26 protein-coding genes are annotated in these 24,009 nt (G+C 70.3%); 22 read left to right on the top strand and 4 right to left on the bottom strand.

Annotated elements, in window-relative coordinates; all coding sequences use genetic code 11:
* The first annotated feature begins 101 nt into the window (after positions 1-101).
* The 18 genes from ACFWU6_RS23125 to ACFWU6_RS23040 all read left to right on the top strand — a co-directional run bounded on the left by ACFWU6_RS23125 (position 102) and on the right by ACFWU6_RS23040 (position 16,735).
* Complete coding sequence (locus ACFWU6_RS23125) at positions 102-1,202, top strand: LCP family protein (RefSeq protein WP_383982829.1); 1,101 nt, start codon at positions 102-104, stop codon at positions 1,200-1,202.
* A 215-nt stretch (positions 1,203-1,417) separates the two neighbouring features.
* Positions 1,418-1,636 carry a 50S ribosomal protein L31 gene (rpmE, locus tag ACFWU6_RS23120; RefSeq protein ID WP_383803586.1) on the top strand — a complete coding sequence of 73 codons (219 nt, stop codon included), beginning with the start codon at positions 1,418-1,420 and terminating at the stop codon, positions 1,634-1,636.
* A gap of 125 nt (positions 1,637-1,761) precedes the next feature.
* Positions 1,762-2,841: a peptide chain release factor 1 gene (prfA, locus tag ACFWU6_RS23115; RefSeq protein WP_383803584.1), complete on the top strand. Its 1,080-nt coding sequence runs from the start codon at positions 1,762-1,764 to the stop codon at positions 2,839-2,841.
* Between the two features lie 47 nt (positions 2,842-2,888).
* On the top strand, positions 2,889-3,734 hold the full coding sequence (gene prmC, locus ACFWU6_RS23110) for a peptide chain release factor N(5)-glutamine methyltransferase (protein ID WP_383803582.1): 846 nt from the start codon (positions 2,889-2,891) through the stop codon (positions 3,732-3,734).
* 58 nt (positions 3,735-3,792) lie between these two features.
* On the top strand, positions 3,793-4,440 hold the full coding sequence (locus ACFWU6_RS23105) for an L-threonylcarbamoyladenylate synthase (protein WP_383803580.1): 648 nt from the start codon (positions 3,793-3,795) through the stop codon (positions 4,438-4,440).
* On the top strand, positions 4,437-5,093 hold the full coding sequence (locus tag ACFWU6_RS23100) for a protein-tyrosine-phosphatase (protein WP_383982827.1): 657 nt from the start codon (positions 4,437-4,439) through the stop codon (positions 5,091-5,093). The genes ACFWU6_RS23105 and ACFWU6_RS23100 overlap by 4 nt, the downstream gene beginning before the upstream one ends.
* 284 nt (positions 5,094-5,377) lie before the next feature.
* A complete protein-coding gene (glyA, locus tag ACFWU6_RS23095; protein ID WP_383982825.1) occupies positions 5,378-6,610 on the top strand; it encodes a serine hydroxymethyltransferase in 1,233 nt (410 codons plus the stop codon).
* Between the two features lie 116 nt (positions 6,611-6,726).
* A complete protein-coding gene (locus ACFWU6_RS23090; protein ID WP_383803574.1) occupies positions 6,727-8,049 on the top strand; it encodes an MraY family glycosyltransferase in 1,323 nt (440 codons plus the stop codon).
* 274 nt (positions 8,050-8,323) lie between these two features.
* Positions 8,324-8,761 carry a hypothetical protein gene (locus tag ACFWU6_RS23085; RefSeq protein WP_383803572.1) on the top strand — a complete coding sequence of 146 codons (438 nt, stop codon included), beginning with the start codon at positions 8,324-8,326 and terminating at the stop codon, positions 8,759-8,761.
* Positions 8,762-8,971: 210 nt separating this feature from the next.
* Entirely contained in the window at positions 8,972-9,808 is an 837-nt protein-coding gene (atpB, locus tag ACFWU6_RS23080) for a F0F1 ATP synthase subunit A (protein ID WP_383803652.1), read from the top strand.
* 74 nt (positions 9,809-9,882) lie between these two features.
* Positions 9,883-10,113: an ATP synthase F0 subunit C gene (gene atpE, locus ACFWU6_RS23075; protein WP_031039373.1), complete on the top strand. Its 231-nt coding sequence runs from the start codon at positions 9,883-9,885 to the stop codon at positions 10,111-10,113.
* Between the two features lie 50 nt (positions 10,114-10,163).
* A complete protein-coding gene (locus ACFWU6_RS23070) occupies positions 10,164-10,697 on the top strand; it encodes a F0F1 ATP synthase subunit B (RefSeq protein ID WP_383982853.1) in 534 nt (177 codons plus the stop codon).
* On the top strand, positions 10,694-11,509 hold the full coding sequence (locus ACFWU6_RS23065; protein WP_383803568.1) for a F0F1 ATP synthase subunit delta: 816 nt from the start codon (positions 10,694-10,696) through the stop codon (positions 11,507-11,509). The genes ACFWU6_RS23070 and ACFWU6_RS23065 overlap by 4 nt, the downstream gene beginning before the upstream one ends.
* 129 nt (positions 11,510-11,638) lie before the next feature.
* Complete coding sequence (gene atpA, locus ACFWU6_RS23060; RefSeq protein ID WP_329379198.1) at positions 11,639-13,234, top strand: F0F1 ATP synthase subunit alpha; 1,596 nt, start codon at positions 11,639-11,641, stop codon at positions 13,232-13,234.
* A gap of 20 nt (positions 13,235-13,254) precedes the next feature.
* A complete protein-coding gene (locus tag ACFWU6_RS23055; protein WP_383803564.1) occupies positions 13,255-14,172 on the top strand; it encodes a F0F1 ATP synthase subunit gamma in 918 nt (305 codons plus the stop codon).
* The gene (atpD, locus tag ACFWU6_RS23050; protein WP_383803562.1) at positions 14,172-15,614 is read left to right on the top strand and encodes a F0F1 ATP synthase subunit beta; all 1,443 of its coding nucleotides are present in this window, start codon (positions 14,172-14,174) and stop codon (positions 15,612-15,614) included. Before ACFWU6_RS23055 ends, atpD begins: the two co-directional genes overlap by 1 nt.
* A 140-nt stretch (positions 15,615-15,754) precedes the next feature.
* Positions 15,755-16,126, top strand: coding sequence for a F0F1 ATP synthase subunit epsilon (locus ACFWU6_RS23045; protein ID WP_030386948.1), 372 nt, complete (start codon positions 15,755-15,757; stop codon positions 16,124-16,126).
* Positions 16,127-16,288: 162 nt separating this feature from the next.
* The gene (locus tag ACFWU6_RS23040) at positions 16,289-16,735 is read left to right on the top strand and encodes a DUF2550 domain-containing protein (protein WP_383803560.1); all 447 of its coding nucleotides are present in this window, start codon (positions 16,289-16,291) and stop codon (positions 16,733-16,735) included.
* A 90-nt stretch (positions 16,736-16,825) separates the two neighbouring features.
* On the opposite strand, the gene ACFWU6_RS23035 is transcribed toward ACFWU6_RS23040, so the two are convergent.
* The 3 genes from ACFWU6_RS23035 to ACFWU6_RS23025 form a co-directional block, all read right to left on the bottom strand.
* A complete protein-coding gene (locus ACFWU6_RS23035; protein WP_383982823.1) occupies positions 16,826-18,715 on the bottom strand; it encodes a glycosyl hydrolase family 18 protein in 1,890 nt (629 codons plus the stop codon).
* A gap of 91 nt (positions 18,716-18,806) precedes the next feature.
* Positions 18,807-19,493 (bottom strand): response regulator, encoded by a 687-nt coding sequence (locus tag ACFWU6_RS23030; protein WP_383803556.1) that lies wholly within the window; start codon positions 19,491-19,493, stop codon positions 18,807-18,809.
* Complete coding sequence (locus ACFWU6_RS23025) at positions 19,490-20,671, bottom strand: sensor histidine kinase (protein ID WP_383803554.1); 1,182 nt, start codon at positions 20,669-20,671, stop codon at positions 19,490-19,492. Before ACFWU6_RS23025 ends, ACFWU6_RS23030 begins: the two co-directional genes overlap by 4 nt.
* Before the next feature lie 166 nt (positions 20,672-20,837).
* Between ACFWU6_RS23025 and ACFWU6_RS23020 the strand changes: the two genes are divergently transcribed.
* Positions 20,838-21,410: a hypothetical protein gene (locus ACFWU6_RS23020; RefSeq protein WP_383982821.1), complete on the top strand. Its 573-nt coding sequence runs from the start codon at positions 20,838-20,840 to the stop codon at positions 21,408-21,410.
* Positions 21,411-21,463: 53 nt separating this feature from the next.
* Here ACFWU6_RS23020 and ACFWU6_RS23015 read toward each other — a convergent pair whose 3' ends face one another.
* The gene (locus tag ACFWU6_RS23015; protein WP_383982819.1) at positions 21,464-22,036 is read right to left on the bottom strand and encodes a cob(I)yrinic acid a,c-diamide adenosyltransferase; all 573 of its coding nucleotides are present in this window, start codon (positions 22,034-22,036) and stop codon (positions 21,464-21,466) included.
* A 255-nt stretch (positions 22,037-22,291) separates the two neighbouring features.
* Here ACFWU6_RS23015 and ACFWU6_RS23010 point away from each other — a divergent pair, with 255 nt between their 5' ends.
* The 3 genes from ACFWU6_RS23010 to ACFWU6_RS23000 form a co-directional block, all read left to right on the top strand.
* A complete protein-coding gene (locus ACFWU6_RS23010; protein ID WP_383982817.1) occupies positions 22,292-23,140 on the top strand; it encodes a 3-hydroxyacyl-CoA dehydrogenase family protein in 849 nt (282 codons plus the stop codon).
* A 173-nt stretch (positions 23,141-23,313) separates the two neighbouring features.
* Positions 23,314-23,637 carry an STAS domain-containing protein gene (locus ACFWU6_RS23005; RefSeq protein WP_383803546.1) on the top strand — a complete coding sequence of 108 codons (324 nt, stop codon included), beginning with the start codon at positions 23,314-23,316 and terminating at the stop codon, positions 23,635-23,637.
* Positions 23,638-23,826: 189 nt separating this feature from the next.
* The coding region (locus ACFWU6_RS23000; RefSeq protein WP_383982815.1) for a hypothetical protein at positions 23,827-24,009 on the top strand (183 nt) is incomplete at its 3' end.

Genomic DNA, 24,009 nt, shown 5'->3' with positions numbered 1-24,009 from the left:
GGGGCCGTGGAACCCTGGACGCCGTTCGCCCGTCTTGGTCACCGACCGCGGGCGGGAAGCGGACCGCAGGGCCCGGGGACGGACTCAGGACTGAGGAGAGCATGAGCGACGACAGCACGGGCCGCGGCAGGGGTGCCGCAGGCCGGCGCCGGCGCAAGCCCCCCAAGCGGCGCAGAGCCCTCGCCATCGCCGCCTGGAGCGCCGCGGGAGTGGTGCTCCTGGGCGGCGCGGGCCTCGGCTACTTCTACGTCAAGTTCAACGGCAACCTGAAGACCGTGGACATCGACGCGGCGCTGGGCAAGGACCGCCCCCAGGACGTCGACAACGGTTCGATGGACATCCTGGTCCTCGGCTCGGACTCCCGCGGCGGCGCCAACGGCGGGTACGGCCGCGACGACGACGGCTCGGCGCGCTCGGACACCGCGATGATCGTCCACCTGTACGAGGGCCACGAGAAGGCCAGCGTCATATCGATACCCCGCGACACCATGGCCCCCCGCCCCGCCTGCGCCACGCCCGGCGGCAAGACCGACCCCGGCGGCCGGTACCGGCAGTTCAACGAGGCCTACACGGTCGGCGGGGCCGCCTGCGCGGTCAAGACGGTCGAGACGATGTCCGGCATCCGCATGGACCACTACCTCGAGGTCGACTTCACCGGGTTCAAGAAGATCATCGACGATCTCGGCGGCGTCGAGGTGACCACCAGCAAGCCGATCAAGGACGACGCCAGCCACCTCGACCTCGCGGCCGGCACCAACCAGCTCAACGGCGAACAGGCCCTGGGCCTGGTCCGCACCCGCAAGAGCGTCGGTGACGGCAGCGACCTGGGCCGAATACAGCTCCAGCAGGCCTTCATCAAGGCGCTGATCAAGCAGGTCAAGGGCATCGGCCTGTTCGACAACCCGAAGAAGCTGCTCGCCCTCGCCGACTCCGGCACGAAGGCGATCACCACCGACAAGGGGCTCGGCGACGTGAAGTCCCTCATGGGCTTCGCCCAGGGACTGAAGGGCATCGACGCCCAGGACATGCAGATGATCACTCTGCCGGTGACCACGGACCCGCGCGACAGAGATCGCGTCGCACCCCTCGCCAAGGAGTCGAAGCAGGTCTGGGACGCCCTGCTGGCCGACCAGCCGATCCCCGCGGAGGCCACGGCGAACTCGATGGGCGACAAGAGCACGGCCGGCGGGATCGTCCGGTAGACCCCCCGGCCACACGCGTTCCGGCCGTATTCACGGCCGCCCCCGAGCCCGATCCGGAGCGGGGCGGAATAGATGCCGGCCCCTCCCCGTTGTGGAAGGCGTCCTCAGAATTTTGACAGGCGGGCCGGTCCTGGCAGACTGGTCTGTCGGCCCCGGTTCACGCAGCGCGCAATTCGGCCCCTGCGACCCGGAGCCCTCCCGATCTAGGAGACACCTTGAAGAGCGAGATCCACCCCCAGTACGTCGAGACCCAGGTCAGCTGCACCTGTGGCGCCGCGTTCACCACCCGTAGCACCCTCACCGAAGGCTCCATCCGAGCCGAGGTCTGCTCCGAGTGCCACCCGTTCTACACGGGCAAGCAGAAGATCCTCGACACCGGTGGCCGCGTGGCCCGCTTCGAGGCCCGCTTCGGCAAGGGTGCGGCCAAGAAGTAGCGCGACCCAGGCGCCGGTCACCGGCCGCCCCCTGTCCACCCGGGGGCGGTCGGACCGGCGCCTTTGTCGTCGTTCCAGGCACGTCACCCGCAGTCCCTTCGTACTTTCACCCCAGGAGTCCCCCGATGTTCGAGGCGGTCGAGGAACTGATCGGCGAGCACGCCGACCTTGAGAAGAGGCTCGCCGACCCTTCGGTCCACTCGGATCAGGCCAACGCGCGCAAGCTGAACAAGCGCTACGCGGAGCTGACCCCGATCGTCGCGACCTTCCGGGCCTGGAAGCAGTCGGCCGAGGACATCGAGACGGCCAAGGAGTTCGCGGCCGTCGACCCCGACTTCGCGGCCGAGGCCAAGGAACTGACCGCGCAGCGCGAAGAGCTCACCGAGAAGCTCCGCCTGCTGCTGGTCCCGCGCGACCCCAGCGACGACAAGGACGTGCTCCTCGAGGTCAAGGCGGGCGCGGGCGGCGACGAGTCGGCCCTGTTCGCCGGCGACCTGCTGCGCATGTACCTGCGCTACGCCGAGCGCGTCGGCTGGAAGACCGAGATCATCGACGCCACCGAGTCCGAGCTCGGCGGCTACAAGGACGTCCAGGTCTCCGTCCGCACCAAGGGCGGCAACGGCGCCACCGAGCCCGGCCAGGGCGTGTGGGCCCGCCTGAAGTACGAGGGCGGCGTGCACCGCGTCCAGCGCGTTCCGGCCACCGAGTCCCAGGGCCGCATCCACACCTCCGCGGCCGGCGTGCTCGTCACCCCCGAGGCCGAGGAGGTGGAGGTCGAGATCAACATGAACGACCTCCGCATCGACGTGTACCGCTCGTCGGGCCCCGGCGGCCAGTCCGTCAACACCACCGACTCGGCCGTGCGCATCACGCACCTGCCGACCGGCGTGGTCGCCTCCTGCCAGAACGAGAAGAGCCAGCTCCAGAACAAGGAGCAGGCCATGCGCATCCTGCGCTCGCGGCTGCTGGCCGCGGCCCAGGAGGCCGCCGAGCAGGAGGCCTCCGACGTGCGCCGCAGCCAGGTGCGCAGCGTCGACCGCTCCGAGAAGATCCGCACGTACAACTACCCGGAAAACCGGATCTCGGACCACCGGACCGGCTTCAAGGCGTACAACTTGGACCAGGTGCTCGACGGAGACCTCGACGCGGTCATCCAGGCCTGCGTCGACACCGACTCCGCCGCGAAGCTCGCGGCCGCGCACTGACCCCGCCCCCGCACCACCCCCGTACGACAGCAGCCCGGAGGACCAGCGTGAACTTGCTGCTTGCCGAGGTGGCCCAGGCCACCCAGCGGCTGGCCGCCGCCGGCGTGCCCTCACCGCGCTTCGACGCGGAGGAGCTCGCGGCCTTCGTGCACGGCGTCAAGCGGGGGGAACTGCACCACGTCAAGGACACGGACTTCGACGCCCGCTACTGGGAGACCGTCGCCCGTCGCGAGGCGCGCGAGCCGCTCCAGCACATCACCGGCCGCGCCTTCTTCCGGTACCTGGAGCTCCAGGTCGGGCCCGGGGTCTTCGTACCCCGGCCCGAGACCGAGTCGGTCGTGGACTGGGCCATACAGGCCGTCCGGGCGATGGACGTCGTGGAGCCGCTGATCGTGGACCTGTGCACGGGCTCCGGCGCCATCGCGCTGGCCATGGCGCAGGAGGTGCCGCGCTCGCGCGTGCACGCGGTCGAGCTGTCCGAGGACGCGCTGCGGTGGACCCGCAAGAACGCCGAGGGCTCCCGGGTCACCGTCCACCGGGGGGACGCGCTGAGCGCCCTGCCGGAGCTGGACGGCCAGGTCGACCTCGTCATCTCCAACCCCCCGTACATCCCGCTCACCGAGTGGGAGTACGTCGCCCCCGAGGCCAGGGACCACGATCCGGAGATGGCGCTCTTCTCCGGCGAGGACGGCCTGGACACCATCCGGGGCATCGAACGCACCGCGCACCGCCTGCTGCGCCCCGGTGGCATCGTCGTCATCGAGCACGCCGACACCCAGGGCGGCCAGGTGCCGTGGATCTTCGCCGAGGAACGGGGGTGGGCCGACGCGGCCGACCACCCGGACCTGAACAGGCGTCCGCGCTTCGCGACCGCCCGCAAGGCCCTGCCGTGACCCGCGCGGCTTCCCCCAGTGACACCACCACCCCCCTGCTGCACGAGGAGTCCCGCTGATGGCCCGGCGATACGACTGCAACGACGCGACGGACCGCAAGACGGGCCTGCGCGAAGCCGCATCCGCCGTGCGCCGCGGCGAGCTCGTCGTGCTGCCCACCGACACCCTGTACGGGATCGGCGCGGACGCCTTCAGCCCCGAGGCCGTCCACGAGCTGCTCGCCGCCAAGGGCCGCGGCCGCGGCATGCCCACTCCGGTGCTCATCGGCTCCCCGAACACCCTGCACGGTCTGGTCACGGACTTCTCCGAGCAGGCCTGGGAGCTCGTCGACGCCTTCTGGCCGGGCGCGCTCACCCTCGTCGCCAAGCACCAGCCCTCCCTCGCCTGGGACCTCGGCGACACCCACGGCACCGTGGCCGTCCGCATGCCGCTGCACCCGGTGGCGATCGAGCTGCTGACCGAGGTCGGCCCGATGGCCGTCTCCTCGGCGAACCTCACCGGGCACCCGGCGCCCGAGGACTGCGACGCGGCCCGCGAGATGCTCGGGGACTCCGTGTCCGTGTACCTGGACGGCGGCCCGACCCCCGGAATCCAGCCGTCCTCGATCGTCGACGTCACCGGCAAGGTGCCCGTCCTCCTGCGGGAAGGCGCGCTCACCGCCGACCAGCTGCGGGAGGTCGTACCCGACCTCGAGGTCGCCCCGTGAGCCCTCAGGGGCGTGGCATAGCAACGGGACACCTCTCGGCGGCGGCCGGAGGTGACACCTTCCGCATACTCCACGTCAGCACCGGGAACGTGTGCCGCTCGCCCATCACGGAGCGGCTGACACGGCACGCCCTCTCGCACCGCCTCGGCGGTCCCGTCACCGGAGACCTCATCGTCGAGAGCGCCGGCACGTGGGGGCACGAGGGCGCCCCGATGGAGGCGAACGCGGCCGCGGTCCTGGCGGACTTCGGGGCCGACGCCTCCGGTTTCACCGGCCGGGAACTGCTGGACGAGCACGTCATCCGCGCCGACCTGGTGCTGACCGCCACCCGCGACCACCGGGCGCAGGTCATCTCGATGGGCCACTCGGCGGGACTGCGCACCTTCACGCTCAAGGAGTTCACCCGCCTGGTCCGGGCGATAGATCCGGCCACGCTGCCGCCGCTGGACGACGGCATGGTGGAGCGGGCGCGCGCGCTGGTACGGGCGGCCGCGGCGCTGCGCGGGTGGCTGCTGGCCCCGTCGCCCGACGCGGACGAGGTGTACGACCCGTACGGGGCGCCCATCACCTTCTTCCGCTCGATCGGCGACGAGATCAACCAGGCGCTGGACCCGGTCGTGACGGCGCTGACGGGCGTGACGACCTCGCGCTGAGGTGCGGTCGGCGGCCGGAGGCCGGCGCAGCGGTCCGAAGCCGGGGGAGGCCCTCCGGGGCCGAGGCCGTGCGAGGGGCGCGTCGGGGGAGGGGCTCAACCAGGCGCTGGACCCGGTCGTGACGGCGCTGACGGGCGTGACGACCTCGCGCTGAGCCGTGCGAGAGCGCCTCGGGGTCGCCCACGGGTGTGACGGTTCGCGCCGGGCCGCCGCTCGAGCGGCGGGAAGCGGGTGGCGGGAATATCGTGGCCCTACCCGGTACACCCACCGCGCGGGAGCGTGCCATGAGCGTCATCACCGACCGGCCTGCGGACCTCCTGCGTCGGCAGGACCCGCAGCTGGCCGACATCCTCGACGGGGAGCGGCAGCGGCAGGCCACCACGCTGCAGCTGAGCGCCGCGGAGAACTTCACCTCGCCGGCGGTGCTGGCCGCCCTCGCGTCGCCGCTGGCCAACAAGTACGCCGAGGGGTATCCGGGCGCCCGGCACCACGGCGGCTGCGAGTACGCCGACCTGGCCGAGCAGGCCGCGGTGGAGCGGGCCAAGGCGCTGTTCGGCGCCGAGCACGCCAACGTACAGGCGCACTCCGGCTCCTCGGCCGTACTGGCCGCCTACGCCGCGCTGCTGCGACCCGGGGACACGGTTCTGGCCATGGGGCTCACGTACGGGGGCCACCTCACCCACGGGTCGCCCGCGAACTTCTCCGGCCGCTGGTTCGACTTCGTCGGGTACGGGGTGGATGCCGAGACCGGCCTCGTGGACTACGAGCAGGTCCAGCAGCTGGCCCGTGCGCACCGGCCGAAGGCCGTCGTCTGCGGGTCGATCTGCTCCCCGCGCCACCCCGAGTACTCGGCCTTCCGGGAGATCGCCGACGAGGTCGGGGCCTTCCTCATCGCGGACGCGGCCCACCCCATCGGGCTGGTGGCCGGCGGGGCCGCGCCGAGCCCCGTCCCGTACGCCGACATCGTCTGCGCGACCACGCACAAGGTCCTGCGCGGACCCCGGGGCGGCATGATCCTGTGCGGGGCCGAGTTCGCCGAGCGCATCGACCGGGCGGTGTTCCCCTTCACCCAGGGCGGCGCCCAGATGCACACCATCGCCGCCAAGGCCGTGGCGTTCGGGGAGGCGGCGCAGCCCGCCTTCACCACGTACGCCCACCGGGTCGTCGCCAACGCCCGCACGCTGGCCCGGGGGCTGGAGGAGCACGGCCTCGCGGTCACCACCGGGGGGACCGACACCCACCTGCTCACCGCGGACCCGGCTGCGCTGGGCCTCGACGGCCCGACCGCCCGCGGCCGGCTCGCGGCCGCCGGGATCGTGCTCGACACCTGCGCCCTCCCGTACACCGACCAGCGCGGGGTACGGCTCGGCACGGCCGCCGTGACCACCCAGGGGATGGGGGAGGCGGAGATGGTCAAGATCGCCGGGCTCTTCGCCGCCGCGCTGCGGGGCGAGGCCGCCGGGACCCGTGCCGAGGTCAACGAACTGGCGGCGGAATTTCCCCCGTACAGGGACTAATCAGGGCAAGGGGGGTGTAGCGCAACCGGGATACCGGCCCCTCGCGTCCAAGGGAGAGGGAACATCGCAGCTAATGTGTGGGGCTGAGATGGCCGGCGACACATCTGGGGCAGCCCGTGCGTGAATATCTGCTGACGCTATGCGTCACGGTCGCGGTGACCTACCTGCTGACCGGGCCCGTGCGGAAGTTCGCGATCGCGGCCGGGGCCATGCCGGAGATCCGCGCCCGCGACGTGCACCGCGAGCCCACACCGCGGCTGGGCGGCATCGCCATGTTCGGCGGACTGTGCGCGGGACTCCTGGTCGCGGACCACCTGCGGAACCTCAACGGCGTCTTCGAGCTGTCGAACGAACCGCGGGCGCTGCTCTCCGGGGCGGCGCTGATCTGGCTGGTCGGCGTGCTGGACGACAAGTTCGAGATCGACGCCCTGATCAAGCTCGGCGCCCAGATGATCTCCGCCGGCGTGATGGTGATGCAGGGCCTGACCATCCTGTGGATCCCGGTCCCGGGCATCGGGACGGTCGCGCTCACCCAGTGGCAGGGCAACCTGCTCACCGTCGCCCTCGTGGTGATCACCATCAACGCGGTGAACTTCGTGGACGGCCTGGACGGCCTCGCCGCCGGCACGGTCTGCATCGCCGCCTGCGCCTTCTTCCTCTACGCCTACCGGATCTGGTTCGGCTACGGGATCGAGGCGGCGGCCCCCGCGACCCTCTTCGCCGCGATCCTGATGGGCATGTGCCTCGGCTTCCTGCCGCACAACATGCATCCCGCCCGGATCTTCATGGGCGACTCCGGGTCGATGCTCATCGGCCTGGTCCTGGCCGGATCGGCGATCTCGATCACCGGACAGGTCGACCCCGACGCGATGGCCCTCTTCGCGGGTGGTGAGCGCAATGCCACGCACGCGATGCTCCCGGTCTTCATCCCGCTGCTGCTGCCGCTCACGATCATCGCGATCCCGATGGCGGACCTGGTGCTGGCCATCGTGCGGCGCACGTGGAAGGGGCAGTCCCCCTTCGCGGCCGACCGCGGGCACCTGCACCACCGGCTGCTGGAGCTCGGGCACTCGCACAGCCGCGCGGTCCTGATCATGTACTTCTGGTCGGGGCTGATCGCCTTCGGCGCGGTGGCGTACTCGGTGCACTCCGCCTCGATGTGGATCGTGCTGGCGATCGCGGCGCTGAGCGCGGTGGGCCTGATCCTGCTGCTCCTGCCCCGCTTCACCCCGCGTGCGCCGCGCTGGGCGGAGGGTCTGGTGCCGCCCCGCTACCGGCACGCGGAGCGCGCCGCGGAGGCGGCTGCGCTCGACGCCTCGGGCCGGGAGCCGGAGCCGGCCAGGCCGATCGCGGCGGGTGTCTCCGGCGTCAACGGGGCGACCGCCGTAGGCCCCCGTTCGCGCCTGCCCGACCGGCGCAAGGCCGAGTCCGCCCGGTGACGTGCGAGGCGCATGTCGGACATGAAGTCCCTTTACCAGACAACCTGCCGCTCTGGCCTGCACACACGCGCAGGGTCACTCTCATGTGTGACAGTGAGCACACCCTGCGGGTAAAGCTCTCATCAAATACTTTGTGATACCGTTCACTAAACCCGGCGACAGAGCCGAAGGACCGTAGTGCGACGGTCCATTGGCCCCAGGTCCTCACCCGGACCGGGCTTACGCTCGTCCCGTACGAGTCCCTTGCCCCCACCACCACGCGGAGCAAACCGCCATGCGGTCAGATGACGTCCGACTCCTCCTGCAAGCTGCCGTACCCACGGCTGTCGCCGGTGCTGTTGCCGCCGGTATCAGCGCGTTGGTCGCCGGCGGCAAGGGTGCTGTCGGAGCCGTCGTCGCGACGCTGGTCGTGATCCTGTTCATGGGCATCGGATTCATCGTTCTGCAGCGCACTGCGAAATCGTTGCCGCATCTCTTCCAGGCCATGGGGCTCATGCTCTACACGGCCCAGATCCTGCTGCTCTTCGTTTTTGTCGCAACGTTCAAGAACACGACGCTGTTCAATCCCAAGGCCTTCGCCCTCACGCTCGTCGCCACCACCCTGGTGTGGATCGGCGCACAGGCGCGTGCTCATATGAAGGCCAAGATCCTCTACGTCGAACCGGACTCGATGAAGGGCGAAAAGCCCGACAATCCGGGACCGAAGACGTGAGGGGTAGGGGCGGCATAAGTGCGTGGTCGGGATCCTGCTATCGTCCAGTGCCATCTGCGGCACTGCGGGCGCGGGCATCTGAGCTGACGCCTGTTCCATCGCGAGGCTCAAAGCCTGACCGTCGCCCCCACATCCGAAACACCAGTCCAGTGCCGAACAGCGGCTGTGCGCCGCGCCGACACAACGAGGTTGCCGTACCTATGCGCCACGCTGAAGGAGCCCGCGGTGAGTGCTGACCCGACGACGGTGCTCGCCTTCGAGACCGACTGCCACATCTTCGACGGTTGTGGCTTCCCGGCTCCCGGCCTGCACTCGTTCCTGTTCGAGCCGATCTTCGGCGACGCGGACAGCAACATCTACTTCAACAAGACGATGCTGCTGGCCCTGCTCGGCACGGTCGTCATCGTCGGCTTCTTCTGGCTGGCCTTCCGCAAGCCGAAGGTCGTCCCGGGCAAGCTCCAGATGGTCGCCGAGGCCGGCTACGACTTCGTGCGCCGCGGCATCGTCTACGAGACGCTGGGCAAGAAGGAGGGCGAGAAGTACGTCCCCCTGATGGTCTCGCTGTTCTTCTTCGTCTGGATCCTGAACCTCTGGTCCATCATTCCGCTGGCCCAGTTCCCGGTGACCTCGATCATCGCGTACCCCGCGGGCCTCGCGGCCATCGTGTACGTGATCTGGATGAGCGTGACGTTCAAGCGCCACGGCTTCGTCGGCGGCTTCAAGAACCTCACGGGCTACGACAAGTCGCTCGGCCCGGTCCTGCCGATGGTCATGGTCATCGAGTTCTTCTCGAACGTCCTGGTCCGCCCCTTCACCCACGCGGTCCGACTGTTCGCGAACATGTTCGCCGGTCACACCCTGCTGCTGCTCTTCACGATCGCCAGCTGGTACCTGCTGAACGGCATCGGGATCGCCTACGCCGGCGTCTCGTTCGTCATGGTCCTGGTGATGACCGCGTTCGAGCTCTTCATCCAGGCCGTCCAGGCGTACGTCTTCGTACTCCTGGCCTGCAGCTTCATTCAGGGCGCGCTCGCAGAGCACCACTGATCCTCGCTCCCTGAGTCCCTTATTCGTCCGGTGGCCAACCCCCACCGGTCCGTGAAAGAGAAGGAAGAACTGGCATGTCCCAGACCCTTGCTGCCGTCAGCGGCTCCCTCGGCTCCATCGGTTACGGCCTCGCTGCCATCGGCCCCGGCGTCGGCGTCGGCATCATCTTCGGTAACGGCACCCAGGCTCTTGCTCGTCAGCCCGAGGCGGCCGGTCTGATCCGCGCCAACCAGATCCTCGGCTTCGCCTTCTGTGAGGCGCTCGCCCTCATCGGTCTGGTCATGCCGTTCGTCTACGGCGTGTGATCTTCGGATTCACGACCACCCACTAGACGAAAGGCACTGATGTGAACCTCATGGTTCTCGCGGCCGAGGAAATTCAGAGTCCTCTGATCCCGCCGCTCCCCGAGCTCGTCATCGGTCTGATCGCCTTCGTCATCGTCCTCGGTTTCCTCGCGAAGAAGCTCCTCCCGAACATCAACAAGGTTCTGGACGAGCGCCGCGAGGCCATCGAGGGCGGTATCGAGAAGGCTGAGGCCGCTCAGACCGAGGCCCAGAGCGTGCTGGAGCAGTACAAGGCCCAGCTCGCCGAAGCCCGGCACGAGGCCGCGCGCCTGCGCCAGGACGCGCTGGAGCAGGGCACTGCGCTCAAGGAAGAACTGCGCGCAGAGGGCCAGCGGCAGCGTGAGGAGATCATCGCTGCCGGCCACACCCAGATCGAGGCCGACCGCAAGGCCGCCTCTCAGGCGCTGCGCCAGGACGTGGGCAAGCTCGCCACCGACCTGGCCGGAAAGCTCGTCGGCGAGTCCCTCGAGGACCACGCCCGGCAGAGCCGCACGATCGACCGCTTCCTCAGCGAGCTCGAGGAGAAGGCCGAGGCCGCCCGATGAACGGAGCGAGCCGCGAGGCGCTGGCCTCCGCACGCGAGCGTCTCGACGCGCTGACGGACAACACGTCCGTCGACGCGGCGAAGCTCGCCGGTGAGCTGGCCGCCGTCACCGCGCTGCTCGACCGTGAGGTCTCGCTGCGTCGGGTCATCACGGACCCGGCGCAGTCCGGCGAGGCCAAGGCCGAGCTGGCCGGCCGCCTGCTGGGCGGACAGGTCGGCGGGGAAACCCTCGACCTGGTGACCGGCATGGTCCGGTCGCGCTGGTCGCAGTCCCGCGACCTGGTGGACGCGCTCGAGGCACTGGCGGCCACCGCCGACCTCACCGCGGCCCAGCAGGGCGGCGCACTCGACGACGTCGAGGACGAGGTCTTCCGCTTCGGCCGGATCGTCGCCTCGAGCACCGAGCTGCGCGCGGCGCTGACCGACCGTGCGGCCACCACCGCCGCCAAGAGCACGCTGCTGCGCAGCCTGCTCGGCGGCAAGGCGAACCCGGTCACCGAGCGCCTGGTGATCCGGCTCGTCACACAGCCGCGTGGACGTAGCCTGGAAGCGGGACTCGACTCCCTTTCCACGCTCGCCGCCGAGCGCCGCAACCGCATGGTCGCCACCGTGACCACCGCGGTTCCGCTCAGCGACGTGCAGAAGCAGCGTCTCGGCGCGGTACTGGCCAAGCTGTACGGCCGCCAGATGCACCTGAACCTCGAAGTGGACCCCACGGTCCTCGGCGGGATCGTGGTGCGGGTCGGCGACGAGGTCATCGACGGCACCATCGCGGACCGCCTCTCCGAGGCGACCCGCCGCATGGCCGGCTGACCAACACCAAAAGAACAAAGCATTCCTAGCGGCCCGGTTGGGCCGTGCAGAACTTGCAGAAGATTCCTGGGGGTCGCCCCCAGACCCCACAAGAAGCTTCAGGCCCAACAAGGAGAGCAGGGAACCCAGATGGCGGAGCTCACGATCCGGCCGGAGGAGATCCGGGACGCACTGGAGAACTTCGTCCAGTCGTACCAGCCGGACGCGGCCTCGCGCGAGGAGGTCGGAACGGTCAGCGTTGCCGGCGACGGCATCGCAAAGGTGGAGGGCCTGCCCTCCGCCATGGCGAACGAGCTGCTGAAGTTCGAGGACGGCACCCTCGGTCTCGCCCTCAACCTCGACGAGCGCGAAATCGGTGCGGTCGTCCTCGGCGAGTTCAGCGGCATCGAGGAGGGCCAGCCGGTGCAGCGCACCGGTGAGGTGCTCTCGGTAGGCGTCGGCGAGGGTTACCTCGGCCGTGTCGTCGACCCGCTCGGCAACCCGATCGACGGTCTCGGCGAGATCGCGACCGAAGGCCGCCGCGCCCTCGAGCTGCAGGCCCCGGGCGTCATGGTCCGCAAGTCGGTCCACGAGCCCATGCAGACCGGCTACAAGGCCATCGACGCCATGGTGCCGGTCGGCCGCGGCCAGCGTCAGCTGATCATCGGCGACCGTCAGACCGGCAAGACCGCTCTGGCCGTCGACACGATCATCAACCAGCGCGACAACTGGCGCTCGGGCGACGTGAACAAGCAGGTTCGCTGCATCTACGTCGCCATCGGCCAGAAGGGCTCGACCATCGCGTCCGTTCGCGGCGCCCTGGAAGACGCAGGCGCGCTCGAGTACACGACGATCGTCGCCGCCCCGGCGTCCGACCCGGCCGGCTTCAAGTACCTGGCGCCGTACACCGGGTCCGCCATCGGCCAGCACTGGATGTACGCCGGCAAGCACGTCCTGATCATCTTCGACGACCTGTCGAAGCAGGCCGACGCCTACCGCGCCGTGTCGCTGCTGCTGCGCCGCCCGCCGGGCCGCGAGGCCTACCCGGGCGACGTCTTCTACCTGCACTCCCGTCTGCTGGAGCGCTGCGCGAAGCTCTCCGACGACATGGGTGCCGGCTCGATGACCGGTCTGCCGATCGTCGAGACCAAGGCGAACGACGTGTCGGCGTTCATCCCGACCAACGTCATCTCCATCACCGACGGCCAGTGCTTCCTGGAGTCCGACCTGTTCAACGCGGGCCAGCGCCCGGCGCTGAACGTCGGCATCTCGGTCTCCCGCGTCGGTGGCTCCGCCCAGCACAAGGCCATGAAGCAGGTTTCCGGCCGTCTGCGCCTGGACCTCGCCCAGTACCGTGAGCTGGAGGCGTTCGCCGCCTTCGGTTCCGACCTGGACGCCGCGTCGAAGGCCTCGCTGGAGCGCGGCAAGCGTCTGGTCGAGCTGCTCAAGCAGGGCCAGTACCAGCCGATGCCCGTCGAGGAGCAGGTCGTCTCCGTCTGGGCCGGCACCACCGGCAAGATGGACGACGTCCCGGTCAACGACATCCGTCGCTTCGAGTCGGAGCTGCTGGAGCACCTGCGCCGCGAGCGCAAGGACCTCCTCACCTCCATCGCGGACGGCGGCAAGATGTCGGACGACACCCTGACGTCGATCGCCGACGCCATCGCCGCGTTCAAGCAGCAGTTCGAGACCTCGGACGGCAAGCTTCTGGGCGAGGACGCCCCGGCCGTCAACGTCTCCAAGTGACGACGGAAGGGACCTGACTCATGGGAGCGCAGCTCCGGGTCTACAAGCGTCGCATCCGTGCCGTCACGGCGACCAAGAAGATCACCAAGGCGATGGAGATGATCGCCGCCTCGCGCATCGTCAAGGCGCAGCGCAAGGTGGCGGCGTCGATGCCGTACGCGACCGAGCTCACCCGTGCGGTGACCGCGGTGGCGACCGGATCGAACACCAAGCACGCCCTGACCACCGAGGTCGAGGCGCCGGTGCGCGCCGCGGTCCTGCTCATCACGAGCGACCGCGGTCTGGCCGGCGGCTACTCCTCGAATGCCATCAAGCAGGCGGAGCGGCTCACCGAGCGGCTCCGCGGCGAGGGCAAGGAGGTCGACACGTACATCGTCGGCCGCAAGGGTCTGGCCTACTTCGGCTTCCGCGAGCGCAAGGTCGCGGAGTCGTGGACCGGCTTCACCGACAGCCCGGCCTACGCCGACGCCAAGCGCGTCGCGCAGCCGCTGATCGAGGCCATCCAGACGGAGACGGCCGAGGGCGGCGTCGACGAGCTGCACATCGTCTACACGGAATTCGTGTCGATGATGACGCAGAACGCGGTCGACGGCCGGATGCTGCCGCTCAGCCTCGACCAGGCTGTGGAGGAGAGCGGTACGAAGGGCGAGATCCTTCCGCTGTTCGACTTCGAGCCGTCGGCGGAGGACGTCCTCGACGCCCTTCTGCCGCGCTACGTCGAGAGCCGCATCTACAACGCACTGCTGCAGTCGGCCGCTTCCGAGCACGCCGCCCGCCGCCGCGCGATGAAGTCGGCGACCGACAACGCCGGGGACCTCATCAAGAGCCTCTCCCGGCTTGCCAACGCGGCCCGCCAGGCCGAAATCACCCAGGAAATCAGCGAGATCGTCGGTGGCGCCAGCGCCATGGCTGACGCGACCGCGGGGAGTGACAAGTAATGACGACCACTGTTGAGACGGCCGCCGCCACGGGCCGCGTCGCCCGGGTCATCGGCCCGGTCGTCGACGTGGAGTTCCCCGTCGACGCCATGCCCGAGATCTACAACGCGCTCAAGGTCCAGGTCGCCGACCCGGCCCAGGACGGCGTGCTGAAGACGCTGACCCTCGAAGTCGCCCAGCACCTGGGTGACGGCGTGGTCCGTACCATCTCCATGCAGCCCACCGACGGTCTGGTCCGCCAGGCCCCGGTGACCGACACGGGCGAGGGCATCACCGTCCCCGTCGGTGACTTCACCAAGGGCAAGGTGTTCAACACCCTCGGTGAGGTGCTGAACTACCCGGAGGAGAACGCCAACGTCACCGAGCGCTGGCCCATCCACCGCAAGGCGCCCCGCTTCGACGAGCTCGAGTCGAAGACCGAGATGTTCGAGACCGGCGTCAAGGTCATCGACCTCCTCACCCCGTACGTCAAGGGTGGAAAGATCGGTCTGTTCGGTGGTGCCGGTGTCGGCAAGACCGTTCTGATCCAGGAAATGATCTACCGCGTCGCCAACAACCACGACGGTGTGTCGGTCTTCGCGGGCGTCGGTGAGCGTACCCGTGAGGGCAACGACCTCATCGAGGAGATGGCCGACTCCGGCGTCATCGACAAGACGGCGCTCGTCTTCGGCCAGATGGACGAGCCCCCGGGCACCCGTCTGCGCGTCGCGCTCGCCGGTCTGACCATGGCGGAGTACTTCCGCGATGTGCAGAAGCAGGACGTGCTGTTCTTCATCGACAACATCTTCCGGTACACCCAGGCGGGTTCCGAGGTGTCGACCCTGCTCGGCCGCATGCCCTCCGCGGTGGGTTACCAGCCGAACCTGGCCGACGAGATGGGTCTCCTCCAGGAGCGCATCACCTCGACCCGTGGTCACTCGATCACCTCGATGCAGGCGATCTACGTCCCCGCGGACGACCTGACCGACCCGGCGCCGGCGACCACCTTCGCCCACCTCGACGCGACGACGGTTCTCTCCCGTCCGATCTCCGAGAAGGGCATCTACCCGGCCGTGGACCCGCTGGACTCGACGTCCCGCATCCTCGACCCGCGGTACATCGCGGCGGACCACTACGCCACGGCGATGCGCGTCAAGGGGATCCTCCAGAAGTACAAGGACCTCCAGGACATCATCGCGATCCTCGGTATCGACGAGCTGGGCGAGGAGGACAAGCTCGTCGTCCACCGTGCCCGTCGCGTCGAGCGCTTCCTGTCGCAGAACACGCACGTCGCCAAGCAGTTCACCGGCGTCGACGGTTCGGACGTTCCGCTGGAGGAGTCGATCACCGCGTTCAACGCGATCTGCGACGGTGACTACGACCACTTCCCCGAGCAGGCGTTCTTCCTGTGCGGTGGCATCGAGGACCTGAAGGCGAACGCCAAGGAGCTGGGCGTCTCCTGATCCGGCGCGCTCCGCGAGGAGCGCATCCGGACCGACGGATCCACGGAGAGGGGCGGGTGTGTCCCGTCCCTCTCCCCACGCCCATTAGAATTTGACCCAACACCCGGCCGAACCGCCGGGTGGTGACCCGAGGAGCCACCTTGGCTGCTGAGCTGCACGTCGAGCTGGTCGCGGCGGACCGCAATGTCTGGTCCGGCGAGGCCACCCTTGTTGTCGCCCGCACCACGTCCGGCGACATCGGCGTCATGCCCGGTCACCAGCCGCTTCTCGGTGTGCTGGAATCGGGCCCTGTGACCATCCGCACCAGCGAGGGCAACACTGTCGTCGCCGCGGTGCACGGCGGTTTCATCTCGTTCGCGGACAACAAGCTGTCCCTGCTGGCCGAGATCGCCGAGCTCGCTGACGAGATTGACGTCCAGCGTGCGGAGCGGGCGCTGGAGCGCGCGAAGTCGGAGGCCGATGCGGCCGCCGAGCGTCGCGCGGATGTCCGTCTGCGCGCCGTCACGGGCTGACCGCCCGTCGTAGTTCGAAAGGCTGTGCCCCGGAGGGCGACCTCCGGAGCACGGCGGACCTCAGCCGCGGTCCGTTCTGGGACTTTCCAGACCGGGTCGCGGCTGAGGCGATGCAGGTCGTTTTTCGCAAGCGGTACTCGATGAGCGAGGAGGTCGGTGAAGATGCTCCTCGCTCTGCTTGTGAGCGGCCTGGTCGTAGCCCTGGTGGTGATCGGGCTGTTTGTCTTCGGCCTGCGCCGCAGACTCATCCAGCGGTCCGGCGGAACCTTCGACTGCAGCATGCGCTGGGGCGTCTCCGAGGAGCCCGACGTCTCGGGCAAGGGCTGGGTGTACGGGGTCGCGCGCTACAGCGGTGACCGGATCGACTGGTTCCGGGTCTTCAGCTACTCGCCCCGTCCGCGCCGGATGCTGGAGCGGTCCGCGATCGAGGTCATCGCCCGCCGCGCGCCCGAGGGCGAGGAGGAGCTGGCGCTGCTGTCCGACGCCGTCGTGCTCGGCGCCGTGCACAAGGGGACGCGCCTGGAGCTGGCGATGAGCGACGACGCCCTGACCGGTTTCCTCGCCTGGCTGGAGGCCGCGCCGCCCGGGCAGCGCGTGAACGTGGCCTGAGCGCGGTTCCGTACGCCATGGAGAAGCCGGGGAGACGGGGGCGGACCCGTCTCCCCGGCTTCGTCTGTCACCGGGCGCGTTCAGCGGGGCTTACTGGAGCCCGGTGTGGATCGCGTTCGCGAGTTCACCGTTGGTGGTGTCCCCGCTGAACTCCCAGAAGAAGGCCCCCTTGAGGCCCTGCTGCTTGGCCCAGGTCATCTTCGAGGCGACCGTGGCGGGGGTGTCGTAGCTCCACCAGTTGCTGCCGCACTTGGCGTAGGCCGTGCCGGCGACGGTGCCGGTGGTCGGGCAGCTGGTTTTGAGCACCTTGTAGTCCTCGATGCCCTGCTCGTACGTGCCGGGGGCCGGACCGGTGGCGGTGCCGCCGGGGGCCGCCTGCGTGACGCCGGTCCAGCCGCGCCCGTAGAAGCCGATCCCGAGGTTGAGCTTGGATCCGGCGATGCCCTTGCCCTTGAGCTTGGTGATGGCGGCCTCGGAGTTGAAGCCGTCCTGCGGGATGCCCGGGTAGGCGTTCAGGGGGGAGTGCGGGGCCGTCGGGCCCTGGGCCGCCCAGGCGCCGAAGAAGTCGTAGGTCATGACGTTGTAGAAGTCGACGTACTGGGCCGCGCCGGCGTAGTCGGCCGCGTCCAGCTTGCCGCCGTTGGAGCCGTCGGCGGAGATCGCCGCGGTGACCAGGTTGTTCGAGCCGAACTTGCCCCGGACCGCCTGCATCAGGTTCTTCAGGGAGGCCGCGCCGCTGGTGTCGCAGGTCAGGCCGCAGGCGTTCGGGTACTCCCAGTCGAGGTCGATGCCGTCGAAGACGTCGGCCCAGCGGGGGTCCTCCACCAGGTCGTAGCAGGACTGGGCGAAGGCGGCCGGGTTCGCGGCGGCCTGGCCGAAGCCGCCGGACCAGGTCCAGCCGCCGAAGGACCACAGGATCTTGATGTTCGGGTACTGGGCCTTCAGCTTGCGCAGCTGGTTGAAGTTGCCGCGCAGCGGCTGGTCCCAGGTGTCGGCCTTGCCGTCGACGCTCTGGTCGGCGGTGTACGCCTTGTCGTAGTCCGCGTAGGAGTCGCCGATGGTGCACCTGCCGCCCTGGACGTTGCCGAAGGCGTAGTTGATGTGCGTGATCTTGGCGGCGGAGCCCGAGGTGACCAGGTTCTTCACGTGGTAGTTGCGCTGGTAGACGCCCCAGTTCGTGAAGTATCCGAGCTTGACCTTGGCGCCCGCCCCGGGGTCCGTGCCGCCGCCGGGGGTGGTGACGGAGAGGGCGGGGGAGGAGGGCCCGGTCTGGTCGGCGGTATCGCGGGCGATCACGGTGTAGCTGTACGAGGTGCCCTTGGTCAGGCCGGAGTCCCGGTACGAGGTGCCGGTGACCGTCGCGAGCCTGGTGCCGCCGCGGTAGACGTCGTAGTTCTTGACGCCCTTGTCGTCGGTGGCGGCGGCCCAGTCCAGGGTCAGCGAGGTCTCGGTGACGCCGGAGGCGGTGGGGGCGCCGGGAGCGGAGGGCGGGTTGTCGCCGGGCTGGGTGGCGCCGTCACAGGAGCCGCCGTTGACCTTGCAGCCGGAGGGGGCGCCCGGACCGGCGCCGTTGAAGCCGAAGCTGATGCTGGCGCCGGGGGAGAGGGAGCCGTTCCAGCCGAGGTTCTTGCCCGTCCAATGGGTGCCCGAGCCGGTGACGGTCGCGTCCCAGGCCGAGGTGACCGAGGTGCCGGCCGGGTAGTCCCACTCCACGGTCCAGCTGGTGAGCGCGGTGGTGCCGGTGTTCTTCACCGTCCACTTGCCCTCGAAGCCGGAGCCCCAGTCGGAGACCTTGGTGTAGGTCGCGGTCGCGGAGGTCGCCGCCTGCGCGGGGCCCGCCAGGGCGACGAGCCCGCTGACGGGGACGGCGAGGGCCGCCACGACGGCGGCCAGCCTTCTGAAGAATCGGATGCGTCGTGGGGGTGCTGTGCTCAAGGGTGTTCCTCCGTAGGTCCGCCGGAGCCGTGGGGACTCCGACATGGGGGTGGGACCTGCGCCGCCCGTGAGCACGCTTGTCATGGCACGCTCACCACAGTCGTTGCCGTGAGACTAGAAAGGTCTGGACCAACCGTCAAGAGGTCCAGACCTCCGCTCCGCCGTCACTCCCGATCCCCAACTCCTGCGCCAGTACCGCCGCTTGAACCCGGCTGCGCAGCTCCAGCTTGCCCAGCACCCTGCTGACGTGCGTCTTCACCGTCCCCTCCGCCATCTCCAGCCGGACCGCGACCTCCGCGTTCGACAGCCCCTCGCCCAGGCACCCCAGCACCTGCCGCTCACGGCGGGTCAGCGAGGCCACCGCGGCCGCCGTCCCGGGGGCGACCTCCGGCCGCCGGGCCCGCGGCGCCGCGAACTCGGCGATCAGCCGCCTGGTCACCGCCGGGGAGATCAGGCCCTCCCCGCGGGCGACCGTCCGTACCGCCCCGATCAGCTCCGCGGCCTCCGCGTTCTTCAGCAGGAAGCCCGAGGCCCCCGCCCGCAGAGCGCCGAAGACGTACTCGTCCAGGTCGAAGGTGGTCAGGACCAGCACGTCCGCCAGCCCCTCCGCCACCACCAGGCGCGTCGCCGACACCCCGTCGAGCCGCGGCATCTGCACGTCCATGAGGACGAGGTCCGGCCGCAGTTCCCGGGCCAGGCGCACCGCCTCCTCGCCGTCCGCGGCCTCGCCCACGACCTCGATGTCGCCGGCGCTGCCCAGGATCAGCACCAGCCCGGCCCGGACCGCGCTCTGGTCCTCCGCCACCACCACCCGGATGCTCATGCCTCCACACCCCTCTCCTCCGCGGGCAGCAGCGCCCGCACCCGCCACACCGGGCCGGCCCGGCCCGCCGTGAACCGTCCGCCCAGCAGCTCCGTCCGCTCCCGCATCCCGATCAGCCCCGCCCCGGAGCCGGGGGCGCGCGGACCGTGCCGCTCGCCGTAGGGCGAGTCCACCGCCACGCTCAGCCGGCCGTTCCCCCGGGCCACGCGCACCGACACGGTGCCCGGTGCCGCGTGCTTGAGGGCGTTGGTCAGCGACTCCTGGAGGATTCGGTACGCCGCCAGCTCCACCGGGGCCGGCAGCGGCTCCCCGGGCGCCCGGTCGTCGCGCAGTACGAAGTCCAGCCCGCTGGCCGAGCCGTTGGCGCGGGCCTGCTCCAGCAGGGCGTCCAGGCCGTCGAGCGAGGGAGTGGCGACCGCCTCCTGCCCCGCCCCGGCATCCCGCAGCAGCCCGATCAGGCGGCGCATTTCGGCCAGGCCCTGGACGCTGTTCTCCCGGATCACCCCGAGGGCCTGCCGACTGGTCTCGGCGGTGTCGATGGACAGGGCGGCCGTGGAGTGGATGGCGATGGCGGAGAGGTGGTTGGCCACCATGTCGTGCAGCTCCCGGGCCATCCGGGCGCGCTCGGCGGCGACGGCCTGGCTGCGGTCCATCTCGGCCAGCAGCGCCGTCTGCCCGGCGCGCAACCGGGCCGCCACGGCGGCCTCGCGGTGGTTGCGCAGGGTCGCCCCGGTCAGGGCCGGGCCGAAGCTGACCAGCCCGGTGACGACACCGATCAGCAGGGCCTGCGGGGTGCGCAGCCAGGCCACCGAGGCGATGGTGACGGCGACGGTGATCAGGCCGGTGACGACCGGGAGCCGCCGGGCCAGGGCGGGTGTCCCGTAGACCACGGCCGCGTACATCAGGTCGGTGAAGATCAGGACGGTGGCGAGGCTGCCCACCGTGAACTCGTTGGCGACGAGCCCGGCCGTGCCGACGATCAGCGCCACCCGGGGGGCCGAGCGCCGCAGCAGCTCCAGCGCGCCGAGGACCAGCAGCGGAACCAGCGCCGCCCAGGCGGGCAGGGCCCGCCGGCCGGCGCTCTCGTACACGCCGAGCGACCACATCACCAGTCCCGCGAGCACGCCGGCCGCGGCGAGGAGGACGTCGTGGCGGTGGGGGCGGGGGATCTTCGGCATCACGGTCCCATCCAACACGCCCGCGGGGCCGGCGGCCTCGGCATCCGGGCGGAAGCCGACTACATCGAAGGGTGCAGTCGGCTCTCGTCACCGCAGACGACGCTCCGGGCCCGATCGGGCGGGAGCCTGGGAGGGACCCGGAGAACCGAGCGGAACGGAGAGCCCCGTGATCGTCGCGCTGATCATCGCCTGTGAGGTCGGCTTCTGGGTGCTGCTGGCGGCCGGCCTGGCCCTGCGCTACCTCGCCCGGATGCCCAGGCTGGGCGCGGCGGTCCTGCTGTGCGAGCCGCTGCTCGAACTCGTCCTGCTGGCCGTCACCACCCTCGACCTGAAGAACGGCGCGGAGCCCGACTGGAAGCACGGCCTCGCCGCGCTCTACCTGGGCTATACCGTCGCCTACGGGCACTACACGGTGAAGTGGCTCGACGGCCACGCCGCCCACCGGCTGGCCGGCGGACCCAAGCCGGCCGGCGCCGGCTACGGGAGGGCGCGCGCCGTCCACGAGTGGAAGCTGTGGGTCCGCACGGTGGTCGGCGCCGCCGTCGCGCTCGGCCTGCTCCAGGGGGCCGTCCTGTACGTCGGAGGGGCGGGCGACGTCAGCTCGCTCCGGGCCTGGCAGCTCGGGGCCCTGCGGGCGGTCGGCATCCACGCCCTGGTCGCCGTCGCGTACACGGTCTGGCCGAAAAGGGCCCCGGCCGGAGCCGGGGAGCAGCCCTCGCCGACGCAGGCCCGACGCTGAGTCCCGGCCGGCGCCGGCCGGCGCGCCCCGGCGGACCCTTTTCGGCCACGGTGTCAGCGCTGGCCGCCCGGCACCCACAGCACGTCCCCGATCTCCTTGTTGGCCACCCGCGCCAGGATGAACAGGAGGTCGGAGAGGCGGTTGAGGTAGGTGGCGGTCAGCGGGTTCATCACCTCGCCGTGCACCTCCAGCGCCGCCCACGTCGAGCGCTCGGCCCGGCGGACCACCGTGCAGGCCTGGTGCAGCAGGGCGGCGCCGGGCGCGCCCCCGGGGAGGATGAAGCTGCGCAGCTTCTCCACCTGTTCCAGGAACAGGTCGCAGTCCGCCTCCAGCTTGTCGATGTAGAACTGCTCGACGCGCAGCGGCGGGTACTGCGGGTCTTCCACCACGGGCGTGCACAGGTCGGCGCCGACGTCGAAGAGGTCGTTCTGCACCCGCACCAGGACCTTCACCACCTCCTCGGGCAGCGCGCCCAGCGCGATCGCCGTCCCGAGGGCCGCGTTGGCCTCGTTGGCGTCGGCGTACGCCGAGATCCGCAAGTCGGTCTTTGCCGTGCGGCTCATGTCGCCGAGGGCGGTCGTGCCCTTGTCGCCGGTACGGGTGTAGATGCGCGTGAGGTTCACCATGCGGCCAGGGTAATGAGGCCGCGCACGGGCCCGCACCCGGTGTCCGGACGGCGCCCCGGCGGCCCCCGGCACCGCCCGCGGCCCGGCGGCGGGGTGAACTGGGCGGCTGTGCAGGGATGCTGGGCCGTACCGGTGTGATGTCCGTCAGCTGAGACGTGACGCGTGTTACTTCGAGGTCACACGGCACCGCCCGGACGCTAGTCTCCGCCGGAGAGGGCTACGAGACTGAGCCGTTTTGAGAACGAGGGGTGTGCAGTGGCTGGGAAGCTCGCCGTCATCGGTGCCGGACTGATGGGTTCCGGGATCGCTCAGGTCTCCGCTCAGGCGGGTTGGGACGTCGTGCTGCGCGATGTCACCGACGCCGCACTGACCCGCGGCACGGACGGGATCAAGGCCTCGTACGACAGATTCGTCTCCAAGGGCAAGCTGTCGGCCGAGGACGCCGAGGCCGCACTCGCGCGCATCACCACGACCACCGACCTGGACGCGGCCGCCGACGTGGACATCGTCGTCGAGGCCGTCTTCGAGAAGATCGAGATCAAGCACGAGATCTTCCGCGCGCTCGACAAGATCGTGCGCGAGGACGCCGTCCTCGCCTCCAACACCTCCGCGATCCCGATCACCAAGATCGCGGCCGCCACGGCGCACCCGGAGCGGGTCGTCGGCGCCCACTTCTTCTCGCCCGTCCCGATGATGCAGCTGTGCGAGCTCGTGCGCGGCTACAAGACGAGCGACGAAACCCTCACCACCACGCGCGCGTTCGCCGAGTCCGTCGGCAAGACCTGCATCGTCGTCAACCGCGACGTCGCCGGCTTCGTGACGACCCGTCTGATCTCCGCGCTGGTCGTCGAGGCCGCCAAGCTCTACGAATCGGGCGTCGCCTCGGCCGAGGACATCGACATCGCCTGCAAGCTCGGCTTCGGACACGCCATGGGCCCGCTCGCGACCGCCGACCTCACCGGCGTCGACATCCTGCTCCACGCCACGAGCAACATCTACACCGAGTCGCAGGACGAGAAGTTCGCGCCGCCGGAGCTCATGCGCCGCATGGTGGACGCCGGCGACATCGGCCGCAAGAGCGGCCAGGGCTTCTACACGCACTGACGCGGCGGGCCGCCGAGCGCGGTCGTTCGAACGCCGTTCACCCCATGGAGTGAATTAGGTATCGGTTCGCTCACGGTCGGCAACTTCCCCGCCCGCAAGGCAGTCAGTTGCAGTGAGAGTTGCCGACCACGGACCAGTCGGACCATACGTACGCAGTACCGCCGGGAGTACACATGCACATCAGGGGCGACCACGCCGAACTCGCTGTCGGGGGCCGCCTCGACGTGCGCAGCGCGGCGGACGCCCGTACGGTCCTCCACACCGCCCTCGACGACGGCCACGGCGACCTCGTGCTCGACCTCACCGCGCTCGACTCCTGGGACGCCACCGGCCTCGGCGTGATCATGGGCGCCCACCGCCGGGCGGGCCGCAGCGGACGCCGCCTCGTCCTGCGCGGGGTGCCGCCGCAGATGCAGCGGCTGCTCGTCGCCACCCGCCTCCACCGCATCCTCGCGATCGAGGGCGGCCTGGAAGCGGAGTCCCTGCCCCGGGTGTGATCCGCGGGGCCGCCGTTTCCCGTCCCGCGCAAACGTAACGGTCCGGTGGTGAAGGCACCCCGGCGGTTCCGGCACGACCGGCCACGGTCTAGGGTTCGGGCGGAAACCGGACCAGTGGCGACAGCGGCGTGTGCGACGGCCGGGCGGTACGACGGCGAGGCGCACGGCCCGCGATCGGGGGACTTGGTCATGGACCGTACACAGGGGCAGCCGACCGAGCGGACGGAGCCGTCCGGGGGGACCCCGACGGCCCTCCCGCGCATCGTCACCCTGGCCGCGGGCGACTTCTCCCTCACGGTCAACCCCGTCGACGGCAGCGAGATAGAACCGCACCGCCCCGGCACCGACACCGGCCGCCGCCCCGCCAAGCGC

The organism is Streptomyces sp. NPDC058674 (genome assembly GCF_042716505.1).
Classification (GTDB): Bacteria; Actinomycetota; Actinomycetes; order Streptomycetales; family Streptomycetaceae; genus Streptomyces.
The sequence above is the reverse complement of the archived record's forward strand: the minus strand, read 5'-3'. Positions and strand labels throughout refer to the sequence as shown.

Bases quoted from the DNA above. Each gene is read 5' to 3' on its own strand.
- ACFWU6_RS23105 (WP_383803580.1), top strand. From the start codon at position 3,793: ATGGCCCGGCGATACGACTGCAACGACGCGACGGACCGCAAGACGGGC.
- ACFWU6_RS23125 (WP_383982829.1), top strand. From the start codon at position 102: ATGAGCGACGACAGCACGGGCCGCGGCAGGGGTGCCGCAGGCCGGCGC.
- prfA (WP_383803584.1), top strand. From the start codon at position 1,762: ATGTTCGAGGCGGTCGAGGAACTGATCGGCGAGCACGCCGACCTTGAG.
- ACFWU6_RS23035 (WP_383982823.1), bottom strand. From the start codon at position 18,715: ATGTCGGAGTCCCCACGGCTCCGGCGGACCTACGGAGGAACACCCTTG.
- ACFWU6_RS23005 (WP_383803546.1), top strand. From the start codon at position 23,314: ATGCACATCAGGGGCGACCACGCCGAACTCGCTGTCGGGGGCCGCCTC.
- ACFWU6_RS23040 (WP_383803560.1), top strand. From the start codon at position 16,289: ATGCTCCTCGCTCTGCTTGTGAGCGGCCTGGTCGTAGCCCTGGTGGTG.
- ACFWU6_RS23030 (WP_383803556.1), bottom strand. From the start codon at position 19,493: ATGAGCATCCGGGTGGTGGTGGCGGAGGACCAGAGCGCGGTCCGGGCC.
- atpD (WP_383803562.1), top strand. From the start codon at position 14,172: ATGACGACCACTGTTGAGACGGCCGCCGCCACGGGCCGCGTCGCCCGG.
- ACFWU6_RS23085 (WP_383803572.1), top strand. From the start codon at position 8,324: ATGCGGTCAGATGACGTCCGACTCCTCCTGCAAGCTGCCGTACCCACG.
- ACFWU6_RS23070 (WP_383982853.1), top strand. From the start codon at position 10,164: ATGGTTCTCGCGGCCGAGGAAATTCAGAGTCCTCTGATCCCGCCGCTC.
- atpE (WP_031039373.1), top strand. From the start codon at position 9,883: ATGTCCCAGACCCTTGCTGCCGTCAGCGGCTCCCTCGGCTCCATCGGT.
- ACFWU6_RS23065 (WP_383803568.1), top strand. From the start codon at position 10,694: ATGAACGGAGCGAGCCGCGAGGCGCTGGCCTCCGCACGCGAGCGTCTC.
- ACFWU6_RS23055 (WP_383803564.1), top strand. From the start codon at position 13,255: ATGGGAGCGCAGCTCCGGGTCTACAAGCGTCGCATCCGTGCCGTCACG.
- atpA (WP_329379198.1), top strand. From the start codon at position 11,639: ATGGCGGAGCTCACGATCCGGCCGGAGGAGATCCGGGACGCACTGGAG.
- glyA (WP_383982825.1), top strand. From the start codon at position 5,378: ATGAGCGTCATCACCGACCGGCCTGCGGACCTCCTGCGTCGGCAGGAC.
- ACFWU6_RS23025 (WP_383803554.1), bottom strand. From the start codon at position 20,671: ATGCCGAAGATCCCCCGCCCCCACCGCCACGACGTCCTCCTCGCCGCG.
- ACFWU6_RS23015 (WP_383982819.1), bottom strand. From the start codon at position 22,036: ATGGTGAACCTCACGCGCATCTACACCCGTACCGGCGACAAGGGCACG.